22 protein-coding genes are annotated in these 19,541 nt (G+C 59.1%); 10 read left to right on the forward strand and 12 right to left on the reverse strand.

The window, feature by feature from the left end:
- Positions 1 to 6 precede the first annotated feature (6 nt).
- The 10 genes from bchM to idi are packed head-to-tail and all read left to right on the forward strand — an operon-like array spanning position 7 to position 8,232.
- Positions 7 to 726, forward strand: coding sequence for a magnesium protoporphyrin IX methyltransferase (gene bchM, locus RBB47_RS00525; protein WP_305983756.1), 720 nt, complete (start codon positions 7 to 9; stop codon positions 724 to 726).
- Complete coding sequence (locus RBB47_RS00530; RefSeq protein WP_305983757.1) at positions 723 to 2,162, forward strand: BCD family MFS transporter; 1,440 nt, start codon at positions 723 to 725, stop codon at positions 2,160 to 2,162. Before bchM ends, RBB47_RS00530 begins: the two co-directional genes overlap by 4 nt.
- Before the next feature lie 35 nt (positions 2,163 to 2,197).
- On the forward strand, positions 2,198 to 2,983 hold the full coding sequence (puhA, locus tag RBB47_RS00535) for a photosynthetic reaction center subunit H (protein WP_305983758.1): 786 nt from the start codon (positions 2,198 to 2,200) through the stop codon (positions 2,981 to 2,983).
- Positions 2,980 to 3,657 carry a photosynthetic complex putative assembly protein PuhB gene (gene puhB / locus RBB47_RS00540; protein ID WP_305983759.1) on the forward strand — a complete coding sequence of 226 codons (678 nt, stop codon included), beginning with the start codon at positions 2,980 to 2,982 and terminating at the stop codon, positions 3,655 to 3,657. The genes puhA and puhB overlap by 4 nt, the downstream gene beginning before the upstream one ends.
- A gap of 9 nt (positions 3,658 to 3,666) precedes the next feature.
- Positions 3,667 to 4,161: a photosynthetic complex assembly protein PuhC gene (puhC, locus tag RBB47_RS00545; protein WP_305983760.1), complete on the forward strand. Its 495-nt coding sequence runs from the start codon at positions 3,667 to 3,669 to the stop codon at positions 4,159 to 4,161.
- Positions 4,158 to 4,463 (forward strand): hypothetical protein, encoded by a 306-nt coding sequence (locus RBB47_RS00550; protein WP_305983761.1) that lies wholly within the window; start codon positions 4,158 to 4,160, stop codon positions 4,461 to 4,463. The genes puhC and RBB47_RS00550 overlap by 4 nt, the downstream gene beginning before the upstream one ends.
- A gap of 56 nt (positions 4,464 to 4,519) precedes the next feature.
- Positions 4,520 to 5,569: a magnesium-protoporphyrin IX monomethyl ester (oxidative) cyclase gene (gene acsF / locus RBB47_RS00555; RefSeq protein ID WP_305984193.1), complete on the forward strand. Its 1,050-nt coding sequence runs from the start codon at positions 4,520 to 4,522 to the stop codon at positions 5,567 to 5,569.
- 10 nt (positions 5,570 to 5,579) lie between these two features.
- Positions 5,580 to 6,434: a putative photosynthetic complex assembly protein PuhE gene (puhE, locus tag RBB47_RS00560; RefSeq protein ID WP_305983762.1), complete on the forward strand. Its 855-nt coding sequence runs from the start codon at positions 5,580 to 5,582 to the stop codon at positions 6,432 to 6,434.
- Between the two features lie 33 nt (positions 6,435 to 6,467).
- Positions 6,468 to 7,685, forward strand: a complete 1,218-nt coding sequence (gene hemA / locus RBB47_RS00565) for a 5-aminolevulinate synthase (RefSeq protein WP_305983763.1) — start codon at positions 6,468 to 6,470, stop codon at positions 7,683 to 7,685.
- Positions 7,686 to 7,710: 25 nt separating this feature from the next.
- Entirely contained in the window at positions 7,711 to 8,232 is a 522-nt protein-coding gene (gene idi / locus RBB47_RS00570; protein ID WP_305983764.1) for an isopentenyl-diphosphate Delta-isomerase, read from the forward strand.
- 157 nt (positions 8,233 to 8,389) lie between these two features.
- Here idi and pufC read toward each other — a convergent pair whose 3' ends face one another.
- The 12 genes from pufC to RBB47_RS00630 all read right to left on the reverse strand — a co-directional run bounded on the left by pufC (position 8,390) and on the right by RBB47_RS00630 (position 19,466).
- Positions 8,390 to 9,526 (reverse strand): photosynthetic reaction center cytochrome PufC, encoded by a 1,137-nt coding sequence (gene pufC / locus RBB47_RS00575; protein WP_305983765.1) that lies wholly within the window; start codon positions 9,524 to 9,526, stop codon positions 8,390 to 8,392.
- An 11-nt stretch (positions 9,527 to 9,537) separates the two neighbouring features.
- A complete protein-coding gene (gene pufM, locus RBB47_RS00580) occupies positions 9,538 to 10,500 on the reverse strand; it encodes a photosynthetic reaction center subunit M (RefSeq protein WP_305983766.1) in 963 nt (320 codons plus the stop codon).
- A gap of 11 nt (positions 10,501 to 10,511) precedes the next feature.
- On the reverse strand, positions 10,512 to 11,357 hold the full coding sequence (pufL, locus tag RBB47_RS00585; RefSeq protein ID WP_305983767.1) for a photosynthetic reaction center subunit L: 846 nt from the start codon (positions 11,355 to 11,357) through the stop codon (positions 10,512 to 10,514).
- A 146-nt stretch (positions 11,358 to 11,503) separates the two neighbouring features.
- Positions 11,504 to 11,689, reverse strand: a complete 186-nt coding sequence (gene pufA, locus RBB47_RS00590; protein ID WP_305983769.1) for a light-harvesting antenna LH1, alpha subunit — start codon at positions 11,687 to 11,689, stop codon at positions 11,504 to 11,506.
- 28 nt (positions 11,690 to 11,717) lie between these two features.
- Positions 11,718 to 11,864: a light-harvesting protein gene (locus RBB47_RS00595; protein ID WP_305983770.1), complete on the reverse strand. Its 147-nt coding sequence runs from the start codon at positions 11,862 to 11,864 to the stop codon at positions 11,718 to 11,720.
- A gap of 129 nt (positions 11,865 to 11,993) precedes the next feature.
- Positions 11,994 to 12,230: a hypothetical protein gene (locus RBB47_RS00600; RefSeq protein WP_305983771.1), complete on the reverse strand. Its 237-nt coding sequence runs from the start codon at positions 12,228 to 12,230 to the stop codon at positions 11,994 to 11,996.
- A 47-nt stretch (positions 12,231 to 12,277) separates the two neighbouring features.
- Positions 12,278 to 13,723: a chlorophyllide a reductase subunit Z gene (gene bchZ, locus RBB47_RS00605; protein ID WP_305983772.1), complete on the reverse strand. Its 1,446-nt coding sequence runs from the start codon at positions 13,721 to 13,723 to the stop codon at positions 12,278 to 12,280.
- Positions 13,717 to 15,303, reverse strand: coding sequence for a chlorophyllide a reductase subunit Y (bchY, locus tag RBB47_RS00610; protein ID WP_305983773.1), 1,587 nt, complete (start codon positions 15,301 to 15,303; stop codon positions 13,717 to 13,719). The genes bchZ and bchY overlap by 7 nt, the downstream gene beginning before the upstream one ends.
- Before the next feature lie 15 nt (positions 15,304 to 15,318).
- Positions 15,319 to 16,326, reverse strand: coding sequence for a chlorophyllide a reductase iron protein subunit X (locus tag RBB47_RS00615; protein WP_305983774.1), 1,008 nt, complete (start codon positions 16,324 to 16,326; stop codon positions 15,319 to 15,321).
- Complete coding sequence (bchC, locus tag RBB47_RS00620; RefSeq protein WP_305983775.1) at positions 16,323 to 17,264, reverse strand: chlorophyll synthesis pathway protein BchC; 942 nt, start codon at positions 17,262 to 17,264, stop codon at positions 16,323 to 16,325. The genes RBB47_RS00615 and bchC overlap by 4 nt, the downstream gene beginning before the upstream one ends.
- Positions 17,265 to 17,371: 107 nt before the next feature.
- Positions 17,372 to 18,571: a methyltransferase gene (locus RBB47_RS00625; protein WP_305983776.1), complete on the reverse strand. Its 1,200-nt coding sequence runs from the start codon at positions 18,569 to 18,571 to the stop codon at positions 17,372 to 17,374.
- A gap of 25 nt (positions 18,572 to 18,596) precedes the next feature.
- Positions 18,597 to 19,466 (reverse strand): polyprenyl synthetase family protein, encoded by an 870-nt coding sequence (locus tag RBB47_RS00630; RefSeq protein ID WP_305983777.1) that lies wholly within the window; start codon positions 19,464 to 19,466, stop codon positions 18,597 to 18,599.
- Positions 19,467 to 19,541: the final 75 nt, after the last annotated feature.

A 19,541-nucleotide genomic window follows, 5' to 3' on the forward strand; every position in this document is an offset into this window, starting at 1 on the left:
ACGACCATGACACGCGCCAGCTACCTGCAGCGGATTGGTGAGATCGAACACTATTTCGATCGCACGGCGCTTGACGCCTGGAAAAAACTGACGGGTGACCAGCCGGTCAGCGGCATTCGGGCGACTGTCCGGCAGGGCCGCGAGGACATGCGCAACACGCTCGCCGGCTGGCTGCCGCAAGATCTTCGCGGATGGCGCATCCTGGACGCAGGCTGCGGGTCAGGTGTCTTGTCGCTTGAGCTGATGGCCCGCGGTGCCGAAGTCGTCGGTATTGATCTTTCCGCCCAGATGATTTCCTTCGCCCGACAGCGAGCGACGGAGCATGTCATCCAAACCGGAGGGGGCGGAGAAGGGTCCGTAGACTTCAGAAGCGGCGATATGCTGGATCCCCATCTTGGACGTTTCGATGCGATTCTGGCGATGGATGTATTGATCCACTACGCGCCGGAAGATGCCAAGAAGGTTCTGGAGCAAATGGCCAGTCGGACAAGCAGGGCGTTGCTGTTCACGCTGGCTCCGAGCTCTCATCTGTTGCGGGCGATGCTGATGATCGGCAAGGCGTTTCCCCGTGCGGATCGGGCTCCTGCAATCTATCCGGCCAATCCGGAGCGTCTCGTGCAACAGCTCGTCCAGCAACCGCATATGAGCGGTTGGCAGAGCGGACGCACGCACAGGATCTCCGTCGGGTTTTACACCTCCCAGGCAATGGAGGTGATCCGGTCATGATGCTGAATGCCGCAAACCGGAAGATGATCGCGCTCTGGCAGAAAGCCGGAACGCGTTTCATGCCGTTTGCGGATGCCGCGTCTGACGATGTGCCGCTGTCCCGCTTGCTGCGCCTGGCATTGTTCCAGGTGTCTGCGGGCTGTGTTCTGGTGCTTTTGACCGGGACCTTGAACAGAGTGTTGATCGTCGAACTTGGCGTTTCGGTTGCGCTTGTTTCTGCCGTTGTCGCAATACCGGTGCTTGCGGCCCCGCTACGCCTTTTCATCGGCTACCGGTCGGACACCTACAAGTCCGTGCTCGGCTGGCGGCGGGTTCCCTATATCTGGTTCGGCAGCCTCCTGCAGTTCGGTGGCCTGGCCTTCATGCCGTTTGTGCTCCTGCTCTTGCACACTCAGACCCATGGTCCTGCCTGGGCTGGCCCGGCCGGTGCGGCGCTAGCGTTCTTGTTTACGGGCTTTGGGCTTCATATGGCGCAGACGGCGGGTCTGGCGCTCGCGACCGATATCGTGCCACCCAAGAAACGGCCCCGCGTCGTGGCGCTGCTTTACGTGATGCTGCTGGTCGGTATGATCGCCGCGTCCGGCTTCTACAGCATCTTCCTCGTTGACTTCACCCACAAGCAGCTCATTCAAGTCATTCAGGGAACGGCGCTTTTTACCATCGTCATCAATGTCATCGCGATCTGGAAACAGGAAGCGCGGGATCCGACGCGCACCGCAGTAGACAGGAAACTGATCAGTTTCTTCGAGGCGCTCTCCGACTACCGCAAGCACCCTGGCACCATGCGCTTGCTTTTGGCCGTGGCCATCGGGTCCGCCGCCTTTTCCATGCAGGACATTCTGCTTGAACCCTATGGTGGCGAGATCCTCGGTCTGAGCGTTTCGCAGACGACCCTGCTGACGGGACTTTGGGCCGCCGGAACGATGGCCGGCTTCGCCTGGGCTGCCCATAGCCTGAACCACGGTGCGCACATGTACCGCGTGGCAGCGCGCGGCCTGCTGATAGGTATTGCCGCGTTTTCGGCAATCATTCTGGCTTCGCCGCTTGGCGTGCACAGCCTGTTTTTCATTGGTGCGATGGGTGTCGGGCTCGGCGGCGGGCTGTTTGCCGTGTGCACGATGCTGGCGGCAATGGGAATCTCGAAAAAGGCGGACAGCGGCATTCTGGTCGGGGCCTGGGGTGCCGTTCAGGCAACGGCGATCGGTGTCAGCCTGCTGCTCGGTGGCGTCATCAAGAATGCCGTGAACGCGCTGGCATTCGACGGCGTTCTTGGTCCGGCCATGGACACAGCCGCCACAGGATACCTCGTTGTCTATCACATTGAAATTGGACTTCTTTTCCTTTGCCTTGCGGTTCTCGGTCCCCTGACCGGGCATCGCTACAGCCAAAGCCAGGAAAGTGACGTGAGATTTGGATTGGCCGAAATGCCGGGCTGAGCCCGTTCGGTTGCCAACTGGAAGGAGAAATGACCATGACCGGTTCTCTCGGCGGCAGCTTGGATGTCGCACAAGTCGTGCTCTACGCATTCTGGATCTTTTTTGCAGGCCTGATCTGGTACATCCGCCAGGAAGACCGGCGTGAAGGGTATCCCCTGGAGGACGATGTCACCGGCAAGTACAGCAAGGATCCCTGGCTGTTTGTTCCAAGCAAAAAGACATTTGTCTTGCCGCATGGAAAAGGCACCAAGCAGGTTCCGGACCTCCAGCGGGACGAACGGCCGCTCAATGCCAAGCGGACCGCCAAGGGCCCGGGTTATCCGCTTGAACCGGAAGGCAATCCCCTGCTTGCAGGTGTCGGCCCCGGTTCCTGGGCCGAGCGGTCCGATTCACCTGACCTGACTGCCCATGGTGATGCACGCATCGTTCCCATGCGCATGGCGGAGGGTTTTGACATCGCCGAGGGTGAGACGAACCCGATCGGTCTGACGGTCATCGGCTGCGACGGCAAAGCTGCGGGTACGGTCAAGGATGTCTGGGTCGACCGCGCGGAACATCTGATCCGCTACTACGAAGTCGAGGTTGAAGGCGGGTCGGCCAGCACGCTTTTGCCGAACAACTTCGTTGTCATCAAGGGAGGCAATGCAAGGGGCAGGGCACCTCACCTTTATGTCCATGCGATTACCTCCGGGCAGTTCGTCGACGTTCCGGCGCGAGCCAAGGACGAAACGGTGACGCTGCTTGAGGAAGACAAGATCGCTGCCTATTTCGGCGCTGGTCTGCTCTATGCGCTGCGTAACCGTCGGGAGGCCTTGCTGTGAAACAGTTCGTCACCCGGGAACACGAGATCGAGCCTGTGCCGGGTTTGCCGGGTCATCTCCCGGACGGTGAGAAGATGCTTTGGCAAGGCCGCCCATCTGCGCGTCTCGTGGCACGGCATGTCCTCAAGAACCGCTGGATTGCGGGCTATTTTCTGCTTCTTGCGGCCTGGGCCGTTGTTGGCGGGCTTTATGACGGCAGGCCCGTTGCGGGGATCGTCTTCTCCGTTGCCGTCCTGACGGCCCTCGCAGCGATTGTGATCGGCATGCTGGAATTATTTGCCTGGGCGGTCCACAAGACAACCCTTTACACGATCACATCAAAGCGTGTGGTGCTGAGGTTTGGTGTCGCCTTTTCCATGACACTCAATTTGCCGTTCAAGCAAATTAGCGCGTTGGCCCTGGCAGATCTGGGTGCCGGTGCGGGCAATTTGGCGATCCGGTTGATGCCGGGACACCGCCTCTCGTGGCTAATCCAGTGGCCTCACGTCCGGGGCTGGCGATTTGCCAATGTTGAACCAAGCTTAGTCTGTCTGCCGGATGCAAAAGAAGCCTCGGATGTTCTGGCGCTCGCAATCAGCCAGCACACGTCGGTGAACTCGGGCCACGCCCGCGTGACCCGCGTCGAGCCCAGGGGGGAAAAAGGGGCGCCGGCGGCAGTCGAAGCAGCGGAATAGGAGGAGGGGATGGGTTCGGTATCCCACCTTGGTTATTTCGGAGAACGTAAAGGCAAACGGACCAACACGTTCCCGAAAGGAGTGCTGATAGGCGCCATTGTGCTGCTGGTCTTTGCGGCGGGCGCTGTGGTGTTCGGTCAGGCAACGGGGATCGGTGTCATCAAGCATCGGGCCGGTTCTCCTGTCGCGATCCGTGACGTCACGATCACGCGCACGGCCGACGACATGGTGATCGTCAAGGATGCCCGCAACGGCACCCAAATCGTTGCATTTGAAAAAGACAAAGGGGGGTTCGTACGCGGCTCGCTGCGTGCGTTCGAGCGTATGCGCATGGTTGCAAAGGTCTCGGAGACCGCACCGTACCGGATCATAAAATGGGAGGCGGGGACCGTCAGCCTGTCGGATACGGCAACCGGAGAACGCATTTACCTGGAAGCTTTCGGCAAAGACAACGCCGCGGCTTTCGAATTGCTGCTTGGTCAAGAGGGAGGAGCAAGGCAATGAATCCGATTTTTGCACTCTTACGGTGGAAAGAACACGTCGATTGTACCGTGGAGATCAACAACACGTTTGATCAGCTCGGCGCCCATGTGCGCTTCGACAATGGAGTTGTTGTTTATCCTGGAGATGAGGTCTTTGTGCATGGCGCTCCGATTTCCATCCCCTATGGCGAAAGTGAGAGTTTCCGCCGCAAGGCAACGATCCAGCGCGCCAGCGCGCTCGAACGTGCCTGGACCCGTGCAACGGGCGATTTCGAATTTATGGAATTGTGCGAATTCAGCTTCACAGAGAGGGCATTGTCATGAACAAGACCGTATCGCCGAAGGAGCTGGCTGCCAACGAGCCGACGCTTGAAAAGCGCATGGCTGCCCAGAACGACACGACACGCAGCGCCATGGTGTCCACCATGCTGACACCGCGCTTCTACACGACCGATTTCGACGAGATGGACAAGATCGATGTCGAGCCGGTGCGCGAGGAATGGGACGCGCTGATCTCGCAAATGCGCAGTGACCCGAACAGGGGCCACTTCAAGCGCAACGAGGAGTGGGAGGATATCGACATCGATGCACTTCCCGACGACCTTCGCGAAGAACTCATCGACTTTCTCGTGTCGTCCCTGACATCGGAGTTTTCAGGCTGCGTGCTTTACAAGGAGATGAAGCGGCGCGGAAAGAACAAGGAGATCTGTGAGCTCTTCGGCTATATGAGCCGGGACGAGTCCCGCCACGCGGGCTTTATCAACGATGCTCTGAAAGACTTCGGCATCGGCGTGAACATGGGCTTCCTCGCCAAGGCGAAGAAATACACCTACTTCAAGCCGAAGTTCATCTACTACGCCACTTATCTTTCCGAAAAGATCGGCTATGCGCGCTACATCACGATCTACCGGCATCTGGAAAAGCACCCAGATCAGCGCTTTCATCCGATCTTCAAGTGGTTCAAGCAGTGGTGCAACGACGAGTTCTCCCACGGCGAAGCGTTTTCGCTGATCATCCGGTCGGACAGGCGGCTGCTTGAGGGGCGGAACAAACTCTGGATCAAGTTCTTCCTGCTTGCGGTGTTCGCGACAATGTATGTGCGCGATCACATGCGCCCGGCCTTTCACAACGCGCTCGGGGTCGACATTGACGACTACGACATGAAGGTGTTCCGCCTGACGTCCGAAATCTCCCGTCAGTGTTTCCCGCTTGTGCTGGATCTGGACAATCCGGTGCTGGTGGAGGGGTTCCGCCGCATGGAACGTATCAACCGCAAAATGCAGGCGGCCTCCGAAAGGGGCGGCGTGACCGGCGCGTTTGGAAAAGCCTGGTGGGGCGCGGCCGCCGGCGTGAACTTCCTGCGCATGTACATGGTGCCGTCGAAAAAGAACGACCTGCCAGAAACCTCCCGGCTTCAGCCGGTCTGGTAAGGAGACCCTAATGAGCCTTGCAAACCCGGTCACGGCAATACTGGTAGCCATCGGCGTCTGGTGGCTGTCGACCGGGCTCGTCCTGGCGATGGTTCACTGGTCGACAAAAAGAAGGCTTGAGCCCTGGCAGCTGTTGCCGCTTGTGACAGTGTTCGGCGTCGCCGGTTTCCTGCTGTTGCTTTACGGCAGCCGGAACCTGACGCCGCTCGGGTCCTATGCCGGTTTTTTCGGGGCGCTCCTGGTCTGGGCCTGGCATGAGACCACCTTCCTGACCGGCATGGTGACCGGCCGCCGGAAGGAGGAATGCCCGCCCGGCTTGTCCGGATTTGCCCGCTTCAAGGCGGCCTGGAAGGCGGTTTGCGACCACGAAATCGCGATCCTCGTGACCGCCGTTTTCCTCTGGCTAACACTCTCAGGTGGCGACAACCTGTTCGGGCTTGCGACTTTCGGGCTGTTATGGGGCATGCGTATATCCTCCAAGATCCTAATATTTCTGGGAGCCCGGCATGCCGTCAGCGGCCTGATGCCGCCGGCGATCCTGCACCTGCGGACCTATTTCAACACGGGCCGGACGACGCCGCTGTTTCCAGTCCTACTTGCAATCGCGACCGGGCTGTTTGCGACCCTGGTTGTGGGGGCTGCGCAGGCAAATCTCGACTATTCCGTCGTTGGCCACATCCTGCTCGCGACCTTTATGGCGCTCGCAATCTTCGAGCACCTGATTTTGGTGCTGCCGGTTTCAGACACGGCGCTTTGGCGCTGGGCGGTCCCGAAACCGGTCCCGGCCGATGCCGTCCAGAACGCAACACAATCGAACCTGACGTCGGTCGGCGTGACCGCAAAGCGCCAGACCGACGCTCCATGAAATTGAAAGAATATGAGGGAAGAGGAGAGACCGATGAATATTTTCGAGCACATGGAGACAGCTCTCTCCGACCTGCACACCGCCGGTAATTATCGGGTCTTCGCCGAATTGGAGCGGCACTGTTCGGATTTCCCGAAAGCGACTTTCTATGACGAAGATGGCAAAACGCGAGACGTCACGGTCTGGTGTTCAAACGACTATCTCGGCATGGGTCAGAACCCGGTCGTAACAAGGCGCATGACGGAGATTATCGAAAAGTGCGGTGCCGGTGCAGGCGGGACACGCAACATCTCCGGCACAAACCACTATCACGTGCTGCTGGAACGTGAGCTTGCCGATCTGCATGCCAAGGAAGCCGCGTTGATCTTCACATCGGGCTATGTCTCGAACTGGGCAGCGCTCGGAACGCTTTTGGCGAAAATTCCCGGGATCATCGTTTACTCGGACGCACTTAATCATGCTTCGATGATTGAAGGCATTCGTCACTCGCGTTGTCAAAAGCGGCTGTTCCGCCACAACGATCCGCAGCATCTTCGGGAATTGATGGCGGCGGACGATCCGGAAGCACCGAAGCTGGTCGCGTTTGAGAGTGTTTATTCGATGGATGGCGATATCGCTCCCATTGAAGAGATCTGCGATGTCGCAGACGCGTTCGGGGCGATCACCTATCTCGACGAGGTTCATGCGGTTGGCATGTATGGCCCGCGGGGTGGCGGCGTCGCAGAGCGCGAAGGCTTGATGGACCGTCTGACGGTGATTGAAGGCACCTTGGGCAAGGCTTTCGGTGTCATGGGCGGATATATCACCGGACCGTCGGTCCTGGTCGATTTCGTTCGCTCCTTTGCGTCCGGCTTCATCTTCACGACAGCCTTGCCGCCGGCGCTTGCGGCCGGGGCGACTGCCTCGATCCGCTACCTGAAGGAAAGCAACGCTGAACGTCAGGCTCACAAGGATAATGTCGCCAAGGTTCGCGCGGCGCTGGATGCGCGTGGCATTCCACATATGGAAAACCCAAGTCACATCGTCCCGGTCCTTGTTGGAAATGCATCGAAATGCAAATGGATTTCCGATGTTCTTCTGAGCAATTTCGGCATATATGTGCAGCCGATCAATTATCCGACTGTTCCGGTCGGAACCGAGCGGCTGCGGATCACGCCGACACCTCTGCACAGCGAAGCCGATATCCGGCAGCTCGCCGAAGCACTCTGTTCGCTGTGGTCGCAATGCGCGCTGGCACGCGCGGTTGCCTGATACCTGGAAGTGGGCAATTCATCCGATGAACAGGCATATCATCATTCCGGCAGTTGCAAGTGACGGCTCGCTTTTTCCGGTCGAGAAGATGGCGGCTCACGTCCAGGGCCTGCTTCATCTGGCTGTCTCGGTGTTTGTGTTTGACGGCGATCTCCTGCTCATCCAGAGGCGCGCTGCCGCGAAGTATCATTGCGGTGGCCAATGGGCCAACACCTGCTGCAGCCATCCGCACTGGGATGAAACCGTTGAGGCATGTGCAGAACGCAGGCTTCAGGAAGAACTCGGATTTTCGATCCCGCTGACACGGCACCAGACCGTGGAATATGAAGCGAGCGTCGGCAATGGGCTCAGCGAGCACGAACGCGTGACGCTGTTTACCGCGCAGGTCGATCGCTCGAAGCTAAACATCGAACCCAACCCGGAAGAAGTGGATGACGTCCGCTGGGTCGATGCGAAGACCCTGCATGCGGAAGTCGCCGAGACGGCTGACGCCTTCACCCCCTGGTTCCGGATCTATCTTGAGCGGTTCCCGGATCTGAGGTTCTGATCTGACGTTCTGATCTGAGGTTCAAGCCGATTACGTGCCACGAGCGGCCGGTTCGCAGCCGTTGCCCCGTATCACCATCCACCAACACGCGACATGAAAAAGAAAGGGAGCCAGGAAGGCTCCCTTTCAAGTTACGGTTACGCCGGTATGGGGGGGGTTATTTAGCTGCATCCGCGACTGTGGTTCGGAGAGGGAGCGCGGATGAGTTTGCCGGCGCTTCCGCACCCAGGACCTGAGTTTCCCCAGGCACGTAGGTCGAAAAGTCAGGCACGTCGGTTGGACCCTGCTTGTCGAGTGCATCGACATAATCCTGCAGCATCGAGACGCCATAGAGCGGTTTTTGAACACCGTTGTGGCAGGTGGAGCAGCCGATCTTGAACACGTCGCCCTCGGGGCCCAGACGATTTTCCGGGAAGACGGGTGTCAAGCCGACCATGTAGTCGACATTCAGCGCACGGGTCATGTTGATCCCGTGCCATGCGGTGACGCGCTGCGGCGGGCTCTGGTCCCAATCGTTGAATGCGCGCGTGTTGTGGCAGGTCACGCAATTGACCCCAAGGCCTTCGGACATGTGCATCATGAAGGCCCAGGTGCTTTCGGTTTCCTTGGTCCCGGCCGGATTTGGGTTGTCTGGATCCGGTAAAGCGGTCAACGAGTGGACGCGGATGGACTTGTCTTCCAGGAGATAGTCCATGAGCGCGTTCTGCGGCATGGATGTGTTGCCGACGAACTGTCCCACGCCACCATGCCGGCTCATTGCACTTGCCGGCTTCGGTTCCTGATCGTCATACCAGTAGTTGACCGGGATGTGCTGGCCTCGGTGACAGGTGTAACAGGTCACGCCGACATCGCCGACATGATCTCCCCATTCAACGTTGATCGCCTGATTCATCTGGATCATGCGCCGGGAGACAACCTTCGTGTACACCTCGTCCGATGCGAAGTTTTCAGCATTGTGGCAGTACTCACAGCCCTCTTCCGGAGAGATCCACTCCGTGATTGCGGCCATGAACTGGTTGAACTGGTCATCGGAAAGATCACCCAGGACCTGGACGTTCTCGTAAATCTCGCCGGCCCTGTCCCCTTCTGGATCTGCTTCCCAGGGGGCCTCGGGAACCTGGTTGGCTGCCCTCAGCGCTTCTTCTTTTTCGATGTCCTTTTCCAGGTACATTCCGGTGCCGCGGTATCCGATCTGGATGGATTCAACAGGAGGAGCATCCCAATCCGCGCCGACAAAGCTGGCAATGGCAAGGAGCGTTCCGGCGGATGCTGCAAATGGTATCCAAAGTTGCATTTTCCCTCTCCTTACTGCGCCGCCGGGTCGACGACATCCGGATAGATGTCCGGCAAGGGCGCGACGATGCCGTGCTCGATGCCCCACAGGTACCAGTTGTCAACGACGGTTCCCGTCAGAAGGATGCCGATGCCGCCGGTAAGGGGTGTCAGAATGGCAAACCACCAGGCCCACCTGTGGACGGATTCCATCGTGGCGTTGAAACCCATGGTCCAGCGCCAGAAAAGCGCTGCCCGTTCCGAAGCGGTTCCGCGATCGGTGATCTGTTCCAGCTCACGCTCGCCGCCGTATTTTCCGACCGCCAGAATGGTGGCGCCGTGCATTGCAAACAAAAGCACCGAGCCATAAAGGAAGACGATCGAGAGACAGTGGAACGGGTTGTAATAAAGGTTGCCGTAGCGGATGGAGAATGCCGCGGTCCAATCCAGGTGCGGGAAAATGCCAAACGGAACGGCTTCTGAAAAATTCCCCATCAGGATCGGACGGATGAACCCCAGAACCAGGAAGAGCCAGATCGCTGCCGCAAACGCCCAGGCGACATGGGTTCCCATTTCAAGCTGGCGGGCACGCCGGTAGACTCGCACCCACCACAACAGGATGGACGCCGTCAGAAAGAAACCGGCGATCAACCACCAGCCACCATCGTTCAAGGGTGGCATGGACAGGCCATACTCGGCGGGTGGTGGTTCAAGCCCGAGCCAGAACAGCTGGCGGACAAACTGGATCGGATCCCAGCCGACGGACGCCCACATGTTGAGGCCGATGATCTCGAACGCGATCAGCCCGAAGACGAGAGACAGCGTGCCAAGGTATCCGAGATAGATCGGCCCGATCTGGGCGTTGCCGATCCAGCCCAGCAGCCGCGACATAACGGGTGTTCCGGTGCGCGGGCTGTCGTCCTTGGGAAGCGGCATCCCCTCTTCGGCGGGCCCGCTGATTTGAACGATGGTCAGAATGTTCTGGTATTGGGTCATATCTTTTCCCCTCAGTTCCAGATCGGCAGGTCTAGCCACCAGTTCCACCACTGTGGCCAGCCCTGGTTCCAGAAAGGCCCGCTGATGACGATGCACACGGCGCTCCAGAAACCGGCGTTCAGAGCGAGGATCAGGCCAAGTCTGTGAATGCCAAGCGTGCCGATGGAGTAGCCGATGATGTCGCGGAAAAAGGTGTCTTCGTATTCCGGTGTCTTGACTTCCGCTTGCTGGCCGCCGCCTTCCATGGATTGCCCGGGATTGGCCGCCGACAGAATGAGGCCGCCATGGAGCGAAAGGGCGAGCGTCGTCGTGAAGAAGAAGGTCACGGCGATCATGTGCGCGGGATTGTAGTGGAAGTGCAGGTACTGGTAGCCGACGTTGGATACCCAGTCGAGGTGACTGAAGATCCCGTATGGAAAACCATGGCCCCACGCTCCAAGCAGGAGGGGGCGAAAAACGACAAGCGTCACATAAGCGAAAATCGCAAAGGAAAAGGCGATCGGTACGTGATAGCCCATGCCGAGTTTGCGGCAGATTTCCACCTCGCGCAGCGCCCAGGAGCAAAATGCCCCGATCGCGCAGATCGTTATGATCTGCCAGAGGCCGCCCTCTTTCATCGGGGCGAGGGCAAGTCCATAGGAAAGGTCGGGTGGGGCAATCGAAATTTGCCAGATGTTCCAGGTTGGTCCGATAGCCGCGCCGTAAATCACCAGGGCGGTCCCCAGGATGATGAAAAAGGCACCGGTGATACCAAAGAAGCCGACATAAAACGGGCCGACCCAGAAATCGAAGAGATCTCCGCCTAGCAGCGTCCCGCCACGCACACGGTACTTTCTTTCGAAGCTGAGCAAAGCCATGAAGTCCTCCTTAGCCGCCGCAGAACGGTGCATCAGCTGCAGCTAATCTCTTGAAGCAAGGCTTGGTGGCGGAGGGCGACGACTGACGCGCGAGCGAAGGCCGACTTAAGCCTCCGCCACCGATGATGTTGAACCGTCTTGACCGGTTAGACCAAGGCAGTGGATTGCAATTCGATTTGCGATCCGGGTCCCCAAAGAGCCGCGTTGTCCAGCCAGTTGTACTTTTCGGAGCTCAGCAGGATGAAGTGAATCAGTACTGCCAAGGTGAAAAGGAACACCGCGAGGCCAACGAGCACTCGGCGCGGATCGAAGAGGAGCCAAACTCTCCACATGTCTTCACATCCTTATCTGGTGTTGACCCTAGAGCCACGGTTGGTAGAGCCACATCGAAATGTGGGCGAGGAATGGAAAGAGCGACATCAAGATCGCGCTTTTGACGAAGTATCGATGAAACTCCTGCGCCTCCTCATGAGAAATCCCGGTGAGGGATTCTTTTTCTGAAGCCATTGGAATGACCTCCGATGCTTGCCTTTCGGCGGTTACCGCGCACAACCCTCGCGGCGGGGTTCCAATGAAGCCGGATCACCGGTTTCGCTGGTTTCTTGCAGACGCGGTAAGCGCCGGCAAAGTGGGTGGCTACACGTGAAAGGCGTAGCCCAAGGCTGCATAAGCCGATGCTTTCGCTTCCTCGAAAACAGACCCTTCCGCGCGCGCGTCACGGGCACTGAACACGGTGCTGATCCGGGCCAGAGCGATCGTCGTGAGGCAAAGCGGATAAACAATGAAAAACAAACGCTTCATCATGAGGCGTTCAGCTTTCCGCTCGCGGTACCGATCCCGGCCGGCGTGGTCCTGGTGTGTTGTTGAAACCATTTGTTTCGCTCCTCCGGTTGCCGATATGCGATGGAAAATGTCGCTGCTCATGCCGTGATCCCCGCCTTGTTCGCGACCCTTGCGACATGTGCAAAAGTGACCTCGGTTACGTTGTCGGCCCATGCCTCCAGCTCCGCTGCTTCGCGCAGGCGTTTTGCGGCGGAAATGCGTACAAGAACCGGTTCCCTGTTGATCCGCGCATCCAGTGCGGCAAGGGCATCCGGATGCCACTGATATTCCGTCTTCTGGCGGGCCGAGGTGGCTTCGATGGCGTCGAGTTCGCCGGCGCGCGGCAGGATTTCGAACAGGACGTCGAAGAGGGCGTTGCAGATTTCCTGGATCAGCCAGCAGGCTCCGGAATAGCCCATGACAGGTGTGCCGGTGTGCCGGCGTACGACTGCGCCCGGATAGGAAAGCTGGATGAATTTGCCGCGCGCTCCGGCCTCGGCCATGTACATGCGTTCGTTGAACGAGCCGAACATGACCATGGGGGTCTTGCTTGCGGTCAGTTCGGCCACTTCCGGATTGTCCGTCTTGGTCCCGGCTGTGCGGGCAACCGCAAATGTGCAGGGAAGGCCCATTTCCTCTTCAAGGAAGTGCCTGACGCCACGCACATACGTTTCGTTGGCGACAATTGCGAAGTTGGCCGTTGCAAAGAAATCCTGCGTCACCGAGCGCCACAGGTCCCAGAGGGGCTTCAGCGTCGTGTGCTTTTCCTTCTCAATGAAGGGCTGCGGATCCAGGTCAAGGATCTCGCCGAGCGTTTCCAGGAAGGCAGTTGTTGAATGAATTCCGATCGGTGCCTGCAAATAGGGCCGGTCCATCGTCTCGCAAAGCAGACGCCCGAATTCGCGGTAGAGGCAGATATTGGCGTCGGCGTCTCCAAGCTTGCGGAGATCTTCAACATGGCTGCCAAGCGGGAAGATCATGTTGATTTCCGCACCGATGCCTTCAACGAGCCGGCGGATTTCATGCAAGTCAGACGGCATGTTGTAGGTGCCGTAGATCGGGCCGATAATGTTGACCCGGGGCTTTGCGCCTTCTTTGCGCTTACGCTGCTTCGGAACGCGCTTGGGGCCGAATTCCGTCCACAGCCACTTCATCGCCCTGTCTGCGCTTTGCCACTGGTCCTCATCGATCGTGCGCGGCAGGAAGCGCTTGATGTTGGAGCCTTCCGGGGTCACACCTCCGCCAATCATTTCGGCGATGGAGCCGGTTACGACCACAGCCGGAAGGTCCGGATCGAGCACCTGGCGTGCGCGTTTGATTGCGCTTTCGGTTCCGTGCTGACCAAGTTCATCCTCGGACAAGCCGCTGACAACAATAGGCAATTCATGAGGCGGCAACGCATCGGTGTAATGCAGCACAGATGTCACGGGCAGGTTTTCGCAGCCCACGGGACCGTCGATGATGACCTGGAGACCCTTGATGGCGGTGAAAGCGTACACACTTCCCCAGTATCCGCCGGCCCTGTCGTGATCGAGGATCAGCATCCAACGCTCTCCCCGTTGTCGACCGCGTTTTGCGACTTCTTGAGGCGCGCCGCGTATTTCTGCCGGTAGTCGGCCTTGTCTTCCGGAACGCCCTGCCAGATCCCGGCCGTGTCCCCCTGGCCGACACCTTCAAAGAAATCCTGCATCTTCAGGAAGCGGTCCTTGTTGGCGATCGCGGCGGTGATGACACCGGGAAGGGAGCCGGTTCCGGCTGGTCCCATCAAGGGCCGGGCGGAAATGAGGTTGGTAAAGTAAAGAGCGGGCGTCGCGCTTTCCTTGGCCTTCTGGACAACCGGGGTTGTGCCGATTGCCAGGTCCGGCTCGAATGCTTCGAAAGCTTCCAGGTCCTGCTCGAGCGATGCCCGGAACCGGACGTCAACGCCATGTGCTTCCAGCCATTGCGCATCCGCGTCGTTGTATGGCGTCTTCGGGCAGGCTGTCCCGACATAGCGAAGATCGGCGCCGAGTTCGACGAGCAACCGTCCGACGAGCAGTTCGGATCCCTCATACCCTGACAGCGTGATGCGTCCGTCGATGCGGTTTTCGTTGAGAGCTGCGGAGATCGCGCCGCGCATGGCGTTGCGGCTGATGTTGGTTTTGGCAGCGGCAACGCCGCATTTCTCGCCAATTGCCGAAAGCCAGGCGTCCGTTCCCTCAAGCCCGATCGGCGCAGAGCCGACGATCTCGCGGCCCGCTGCTTTGAATTCGCGGAAACTTGCGGTGTAGAAGGGGTGAATTCCGGCAACAACGGCGCAGTCGAGCGCCGAATAGAGTTCGCGCCATTCTCTTACCGGAACGGTCGGGCCGGCGGCCAGTCCCATTGGTTCGAGCATGCCGCCTATGACGACGGGATCGGCCGGGAAGACTTCCCCGACCAGGGTGACTGTCGGCTTGTCCTTCAGACCGTCACGAGGTGGCAGCACCGGGCCTTCGGATGCTTCCTGCCGGGCGTAGGCGAGCATGGCAGCGGACAGAACGTCCTTGGCTTCCGCGTGCGTTGGCACTCCGAAGCCCGGCACGTCAATACCGACGATGCGCACGCCGTTGATCTGGTGCGGCAGCATTTGCAGCGGAACGCCGGACGCGGTCGGGACACAGAGGTTTGTAACGACGACGGCGTCGAACTTCTTCGGATCCGCCATCTTGTGGACGGCCTCGACGATGTCTTCAAACAGTTTGCCGGTGACCAGTGTTTCTGAGTCGAACGGGACATAGCCGACGGAGCGCTTGGCGCCATAGAAATGGGACGTGAAGGTCAGGCCATAAACGCAACAGGCTGAACCGGACAGGATGGTTCCAACCCGGCGCATGCGCAGGCCAACCCGCAGGGAACCAAAGGCTGGACACATGGATTGGGGCTGGTCATGCGGTCCTTTGGGATAGTCCGTTTCCAGCCGATCCATCAGATCGCTTTTGCCTGAGCCGCGCGCCGCAGCCTTGGAAAGTTCCTCGTTATTATGGCAACCAGCAGCCTCTGCTTTCACATTCGCAACATGACCGGAGCGCGTGACATCCGCATCGTCGGCGGGTTCCGTCCCCCCGACAAATTCCGGCTCGCGTTCCTTTGTGTGCGTTTTCATCGTCCCGTCCGGTTGCTAAATGGTGTCGTAAACCACCTCGAGTGAAGGTTTGTCGGTCGCGCCAGCCGCGCACATGTCTTCGGGTGTTGCCGGCTCCAGCTGGTAGTCGGCGCCGGTTTCACTGGAATCGAAGAGGCCAAGCAGGCCGTCCTGGTCGAGCGGGGCCGGCAAAACAGGCGGCGCTTCCGCCAGATTGATTGAAAGCGATTCAAAGAGCGGGCCCCAGGACCCTCCCGGCATGCCGATGATCTGGTAGTTTGCGCTCTTGCGGCGAATGTCCTCGTGTTGCGGGATCGCGGCGAGAACCGGAATGCCGACAGCCTCGGCAAATGCGTGCGCTTCGCCTGTGCCGTCGTCCTTGTTGACCACAAGTCCTGCGACGCCGACATTGCCACCAAGCTTGCGGAAATACTGCACGGCTGAACAAACGTTGTTAGCGACGTAAAGCGACTGAAGGTCATTCGAGCCAACGACGACAACTTTCTGGCACATGTCCCTGGCAATCGGCAGCCCGAACCCGCCACAGACCACGTCACCCAGAAAGTCGAGCAGGACGTAGTCGAAGTCCCAATCGTGGAAGCCGAGTTTTTCAAGTGTTTCAAAACCGTGAATGATGCCGCGGCCGCCGCAGCCTCGTCCGACTTCCGGGCCGCCAAGCTCCATGGCGAAGACGCCATCGCGCTTGAAACAGACGTCTGAAATCGCGACCTCGGCGCCGGCTTCCTTGCGGGCAGACGCGGTCTGGATGATGGTGGGGCACGCCCGTCCGCCAAACAGGAGTGAGGTGGTGTCGCTCTTCGGATCGCAGCCGATCAGCAGCACCTTCTTGCCGAGTTGCGCAAGCATGTAGGACAGATTGGCCAGCGTGAAGCTCTTGCCGATCCCGCCCTTGCCGTAGATCGCGATGATCTGCGTTTCCTTGGTGACGGGCCCCGTTGCCGGTGCGTCCGGTTCGACCGCTGCTTCCTCACGCAGGAAGTCCTGCATCCGGTAGCGCTGTTCGCCAGGATTTTCGAGGATCATGAAGCTTTCCTCCAGTCGATGACCATTTTCAGGCAGTGAGGATCGCCAAAGGCAGTCCGGTAGGCCTCAGAAGCATCCTGTGGGTGTGCGTGATGTGTAATGAGCCCTTTCAGCGACAGATGACCGCCGCCAATGAGACTGAGAACGGCATGTGTGTCTTCAGGCGTGAACTCGGCGGAAAGCACGATCGAAACTTCGCGCATAAAGGCGGCCGGGAAGGCGAAACGCACCGTGTCCCCGTAGAAACCCGCCAGAACCAGAACGCCGTTTCGGTTCAATCCTGCAATCGCGCTGTCGACGGCTTTCGAGTCGCCGCTCGCATCAATTGTGCAAAAACTGGGTTCTTTTGCTGCGTCGCTGGAAGGGCTCAGGACCTCATATCCTTCCGCGCCCTTGCGCCGCTCCGGATTTGCTTCCAGCACGCGGGGTGGTGTCTGGCCGAGCGCGATTGCGATGCGCGCGATCAGGCGTCCAAGGACCCCGTGACCGACGATTACATCGACCGGTTCCTGCGCCCGGCTGAGAGCTCGGTGTGCCGTTGCGGCCAGAGCCAGCAGAACGGCGTCCCCCGCAATGTCTTTATCGACCGGAACGGTGCGACTGCCGGGCAAGACCAGCCGATTGGCGGAGGCTCCGAAAAGCCCGGCGGCATCGGAGTAACAGTTCGCACCCGGGACGAAAACCGTCTGTCCGGTTTGGCAACCGGAGTCCGGTCCGGCCTCTACGACAGTGGCAACGGACTCGTATCCAGGTACGAGCGGGTAACCCATGCCGGGAAACTGCGGCATGGACCCATCGAACAGCATTTTCTCTGTACCGGTGGAAATCCCGCTGAAAAGCGTTTCGACGACCACATCGCATGCGTTTGGCGGGGTCAGCGCCAGACGCTTCACGCTGAGCGCGCCCGGTTGTTCGAATACGATTGCCGTGGTGTCCATCTGTGTGCCTCCCGCACATTGGATCCAGCAGGTTCAAGTGTCATTTTAAATTGACGCTCAAAAGTGTCAATTATTATTTACACATTTTGCAAAGATGCACGGAGAAATCAGCGTTCCGCGAAGACCAGCGTTGCCAGCAGAGGATTGTAGGTCTTGACCGTATGCGGGCGCCTGAAGCCTGCTTCGGCGAGCAGGGATTTGATTTCTTCGTCGCTTCGGCAGCGACCGGACCCCATGGCAAGAAAATAGAAACTGAAGTAGACGGCCGCGAGCCTGGCGCCTTCCGACGGACCGGACATCGCCTCAGCGACCATCAGTTTTGTGCCGGGCTTGAGCGACGCATGAAGGTTTTTGAGAATATCCCGCACGCGATCATCATCATGATCACAGAGAATGCGCACAAGACAGGCGCAATCGGCATTGTCTGGTACAGGCGTGCTGATAAAATCGCCGCCATGCACCTCAACCTTGCTGCCAAGGCCCATTGCCGCCAGGTTTTGACGTGCCAGCGCCGCAACGGCCGGCAAATCAAACAGATGCAGACGGAGGTTCGGGTGCCGCTCGGCACAGGCCGTCAGGAAACCGCCGTTTCCGCCTCCAACGTCGAGAATCGATCCGTAGGTGCCGAAGTCATGCGCATCCAGAATGCAGTCCGCGAGCATGCTCTGGCTGCTCTGCATCAAGGTGGAGTATTTCTGAGCGGTGTCCTGGTCGAGCTGAAGCGTGTGCCGGCCGCGTGCGTAGGCCCAGAACGATTTCAGATGCGTGTCGCTTTCGGGGTCCTTCAAAAGGGTTTCAGGTGCGTCCAGGTCCCGATACAGCATTTCGTGGTGCAGGATCATTTGGGTAATGCCCCGATCAGCCGCCACCACAGCGCCGGCATCATCGAGCATCCAGGAATCTGGTCCGACCTGTGTGACGAGTTCGAGCCGTTCGGCCTGCTCGAGCAGGAGCTGCATTTTTTCTGGCGACAGCCCGCAAGTGGCGGCCAGCTGTTCTGCCGACCGCGCTCCCTTTTCGAGCTGCTCGAAGACACCCAGCCTGACGCAGGCACTCAACACCTGACTGAAGACAAAGCCGGCCGTCAGGCGGAACAGGGCTGCTGCTTTTCTGTTAGCGATCGCGCGCAGGCCGGGGATCCGCATCACCCAGTTTCGAAATCCCGGTGAGGCAATCTTTCGATTGCGCCATTGCCGGAAGCGAGCCGCACGTTGTGACAGGCGACTGCCAGTCTCCTGATAAAAGGAGGCGCTTGTTGGTAAGCTCAATTCGGGCGCAGTGCCTTCGTCGTTTCTTGTTGTCGCCACTTGCCTTTTGCTCCGTTGACTGGTTTCACGCAGCACTCGCAGCGAGCTTTTTCGGCATCAGTCTCTTGGCTTCCTTGTGGATCATGGCTCGAAGCATGTCCGAGCCCCGACACTCGGGCACACTGTCTGCCGCCTGTAGAACCAGGCTGTGCAGCTGCTTCAGTGCACCTTCCAGACCGAGTTCCGTAACCAGGTTCGGTTTGCCGTTTGCCTGGTCCTGGCCTGCAGGTTTGCCCATGCTGCCGTTCTCATCCATGGCGTCGTAAAGGTCGTCGGCCACCTGATAGGCCGCGCCGAGCGCGTCCGCCAGCGCGTACCAGTCGAGTGGATTTCCGCTTGAGGAAATCGCACCGGTGGCAACTGCGCCAGTGAACAGAGATGCCGTCTTGGCGCGGTGATAAGCCGGAATGTTGATCTTCGGCTCGCTCTCCCAAGCCTGACCTGCAACAAGACCGTAGGGCGAGCCGACGGCATTCGCGATTGTGGAGATGAGTGGCGCGGTCAAGGCCGGGGCGTGCTGGGTTTCCCGAGCAATGGTCTCGAAAGCGTTGACGATAAGTCCGTCGCCAACGAGAACAGCGATTTCCTCGCCGAATTCGACATGAACCGACGGCTTGCCACGTCTCGTATCTGCATTGTCGAAGCAGGGCAGGTCGTCGTGAACCAGAGAAGCGCAGTGGAGCAGTTCGACGGCAGTGGCCGCAGCCGTTGCGACCTTTGGATCGCGATCACCGCACGCAAGCGCCACGGCAACACTCAGCCGGGGGCGAATGCGGGCCCCTCCAGGGAAGACCGCATATCGAAAAGCATCGGAAAGTTTTTGAGGGCACCCATTCGCTGTGGCGTAGCGTATGGCCGCTTGCATCCCGGTTTCGATGCGGTCCGACAGGTCCATGGAGCCACTCCTCAAATTAGCATGGATGTCTACTTAAGTTGACGATATACTGTCAATTAAGAGTGACACATTGCT

This window comes from Roseibium sp. MMSF_3544, assembly GCF_030732845.1.
Lineage (GTDB): Bacteria > Pseudomonadota > Alphaproteobacteria > Rhizobiales > Stappiaceae > Roseibium.

Bases quoted from the DNA above. Each gene is read 5' to 3' on its own strand.
- bchM (WP_305983756.1), top strand. From the start codon at position 7: ATGACACGCGCCAGCTACCTGCAGCGGATTGGTGAGATCGAACACTAT.
- RBB47_RS00530 (WP_305983757.1), top strand. From the start codon at position 723: ATGATGCTGAATGCCGCAAACCGGAAGATGATCGCGCTCTGGCAGAAA.
- puhA (WP_305983758.1), top strand. From the start codon at position 2,198: ATGACCGGTTCTCTCGGCGGCAGCTTGGATGTCGCACAAGTCGTGCTC.
- puhC (WP_305983760.1), top strand. From the start codon at position 3,667: ATGGGTTCGGTATCCCACCTTGGTTATTTCGGAGAACGTAAAGGCAAA.
- RBB47_RS00550 (WP_305983761.1), top strand. From the start codon at position 4,158: ATGAATCCGATTTTTGCACTCTTACGGTGGAAAGAACACGTCGATTGT.
- acsF (WP_305984193.1), top strand. From the start codon at position 4,520: ATGGCTGCCCAGAACGACACGACACGCAGCGCCATGGTGTCCACCATG.
- puhE (WP_305983762.1), top strand. From the start codon at position 5,580: ATGAGCCTTGCAAACCCGGTCACGGCAATACTGGTAGCCATCGGCGTC.
- hemA (WP_305983763.1), top strand. From the start codon at position 6,468: ATGAATATTTTCGAGCACATGGAGACAGCTCTCTCCGACCTGCACACC.
- idi (WP_305983764.1), top strand. From the start codon at position 7,711: ATGAACAGGCATATCATCATTCCGGCAGTTGCAAGTGACGGCTCGCTT.
- pufC (WP_305983765.1), bottom strand. From the start codon at position 9,526: ATGCAACTTTGGATACCATTTGCAGCATCCGCCGGAACGCTCCTTGCC.
- pufM (WP_305983766.1), bottom strand. From the start codon at position 10,500: ATGACCCAATACCAGAACATTCTGACCATCGTTCAAATCAGCGGGCCC.
- pufL (WP_305983767.1), bottom strand. From the start codon at position 11,357: ATGGCTTTGCTCAGCTTCGAAAGAAAGTACCGTGTGCGTGGCGGGACG.
- pufA (WP_305983769.1), bottom strand. From the start codon at position 11,689: ATGTGGAGAGTTTGGCTCCTCTTCGATCCGCGCCGAGTGCTCGTTGGC.
- RBB47_RS00595 (WP_305983770.1), bottom strand. From the start codon at position 11,864: ATGGCTTCAGAAAAAGAATCCCTCACCGGGATTTCTCATGAGGAGGCG.
- RBB47_RS00600 (WP_305983771.1), bottom strand. From the start codon at position 12,230: ATGGTTTCAACAACACACCAGGACCACGCCGGCCGGGATCGGTACCGC.
- bchZ (WP_305983772.1), bottom strand. From the start codon at position 13,723: ATGCTGATCCTCGATCACGACAGGGCCGGCGGATACTGGGGAAGTGTG.
- bchY (WP_305983773.1), bottom strand. From the start codon at position 15,303: ATGAAAACGCACACAAAGGAACGCGAGCCGGAATTTGTCGGGGGGACG.
- RBB47_RS00615 (WP_305983774.1), bottom strand. From the start codon at position 16,326: ATGATCCTCGAAAATCCTGGCGAACAGCGCTACCGGATGCAGGACTTC.
- bchC (WP_305983775.1), bottom strand. From the start codon at position 17,264: ATGGACACCACGGCAATCGTATTCGAACAACCGGGCGCGCTCAGCGTG.
- RBB47_RS00630 (WP_305983777.1), bottom strand. From the start codon at position 19,466: ATGGACCTGTCGGACCGCATCGAAACCGGGATGCAAGCGGCCATACGC.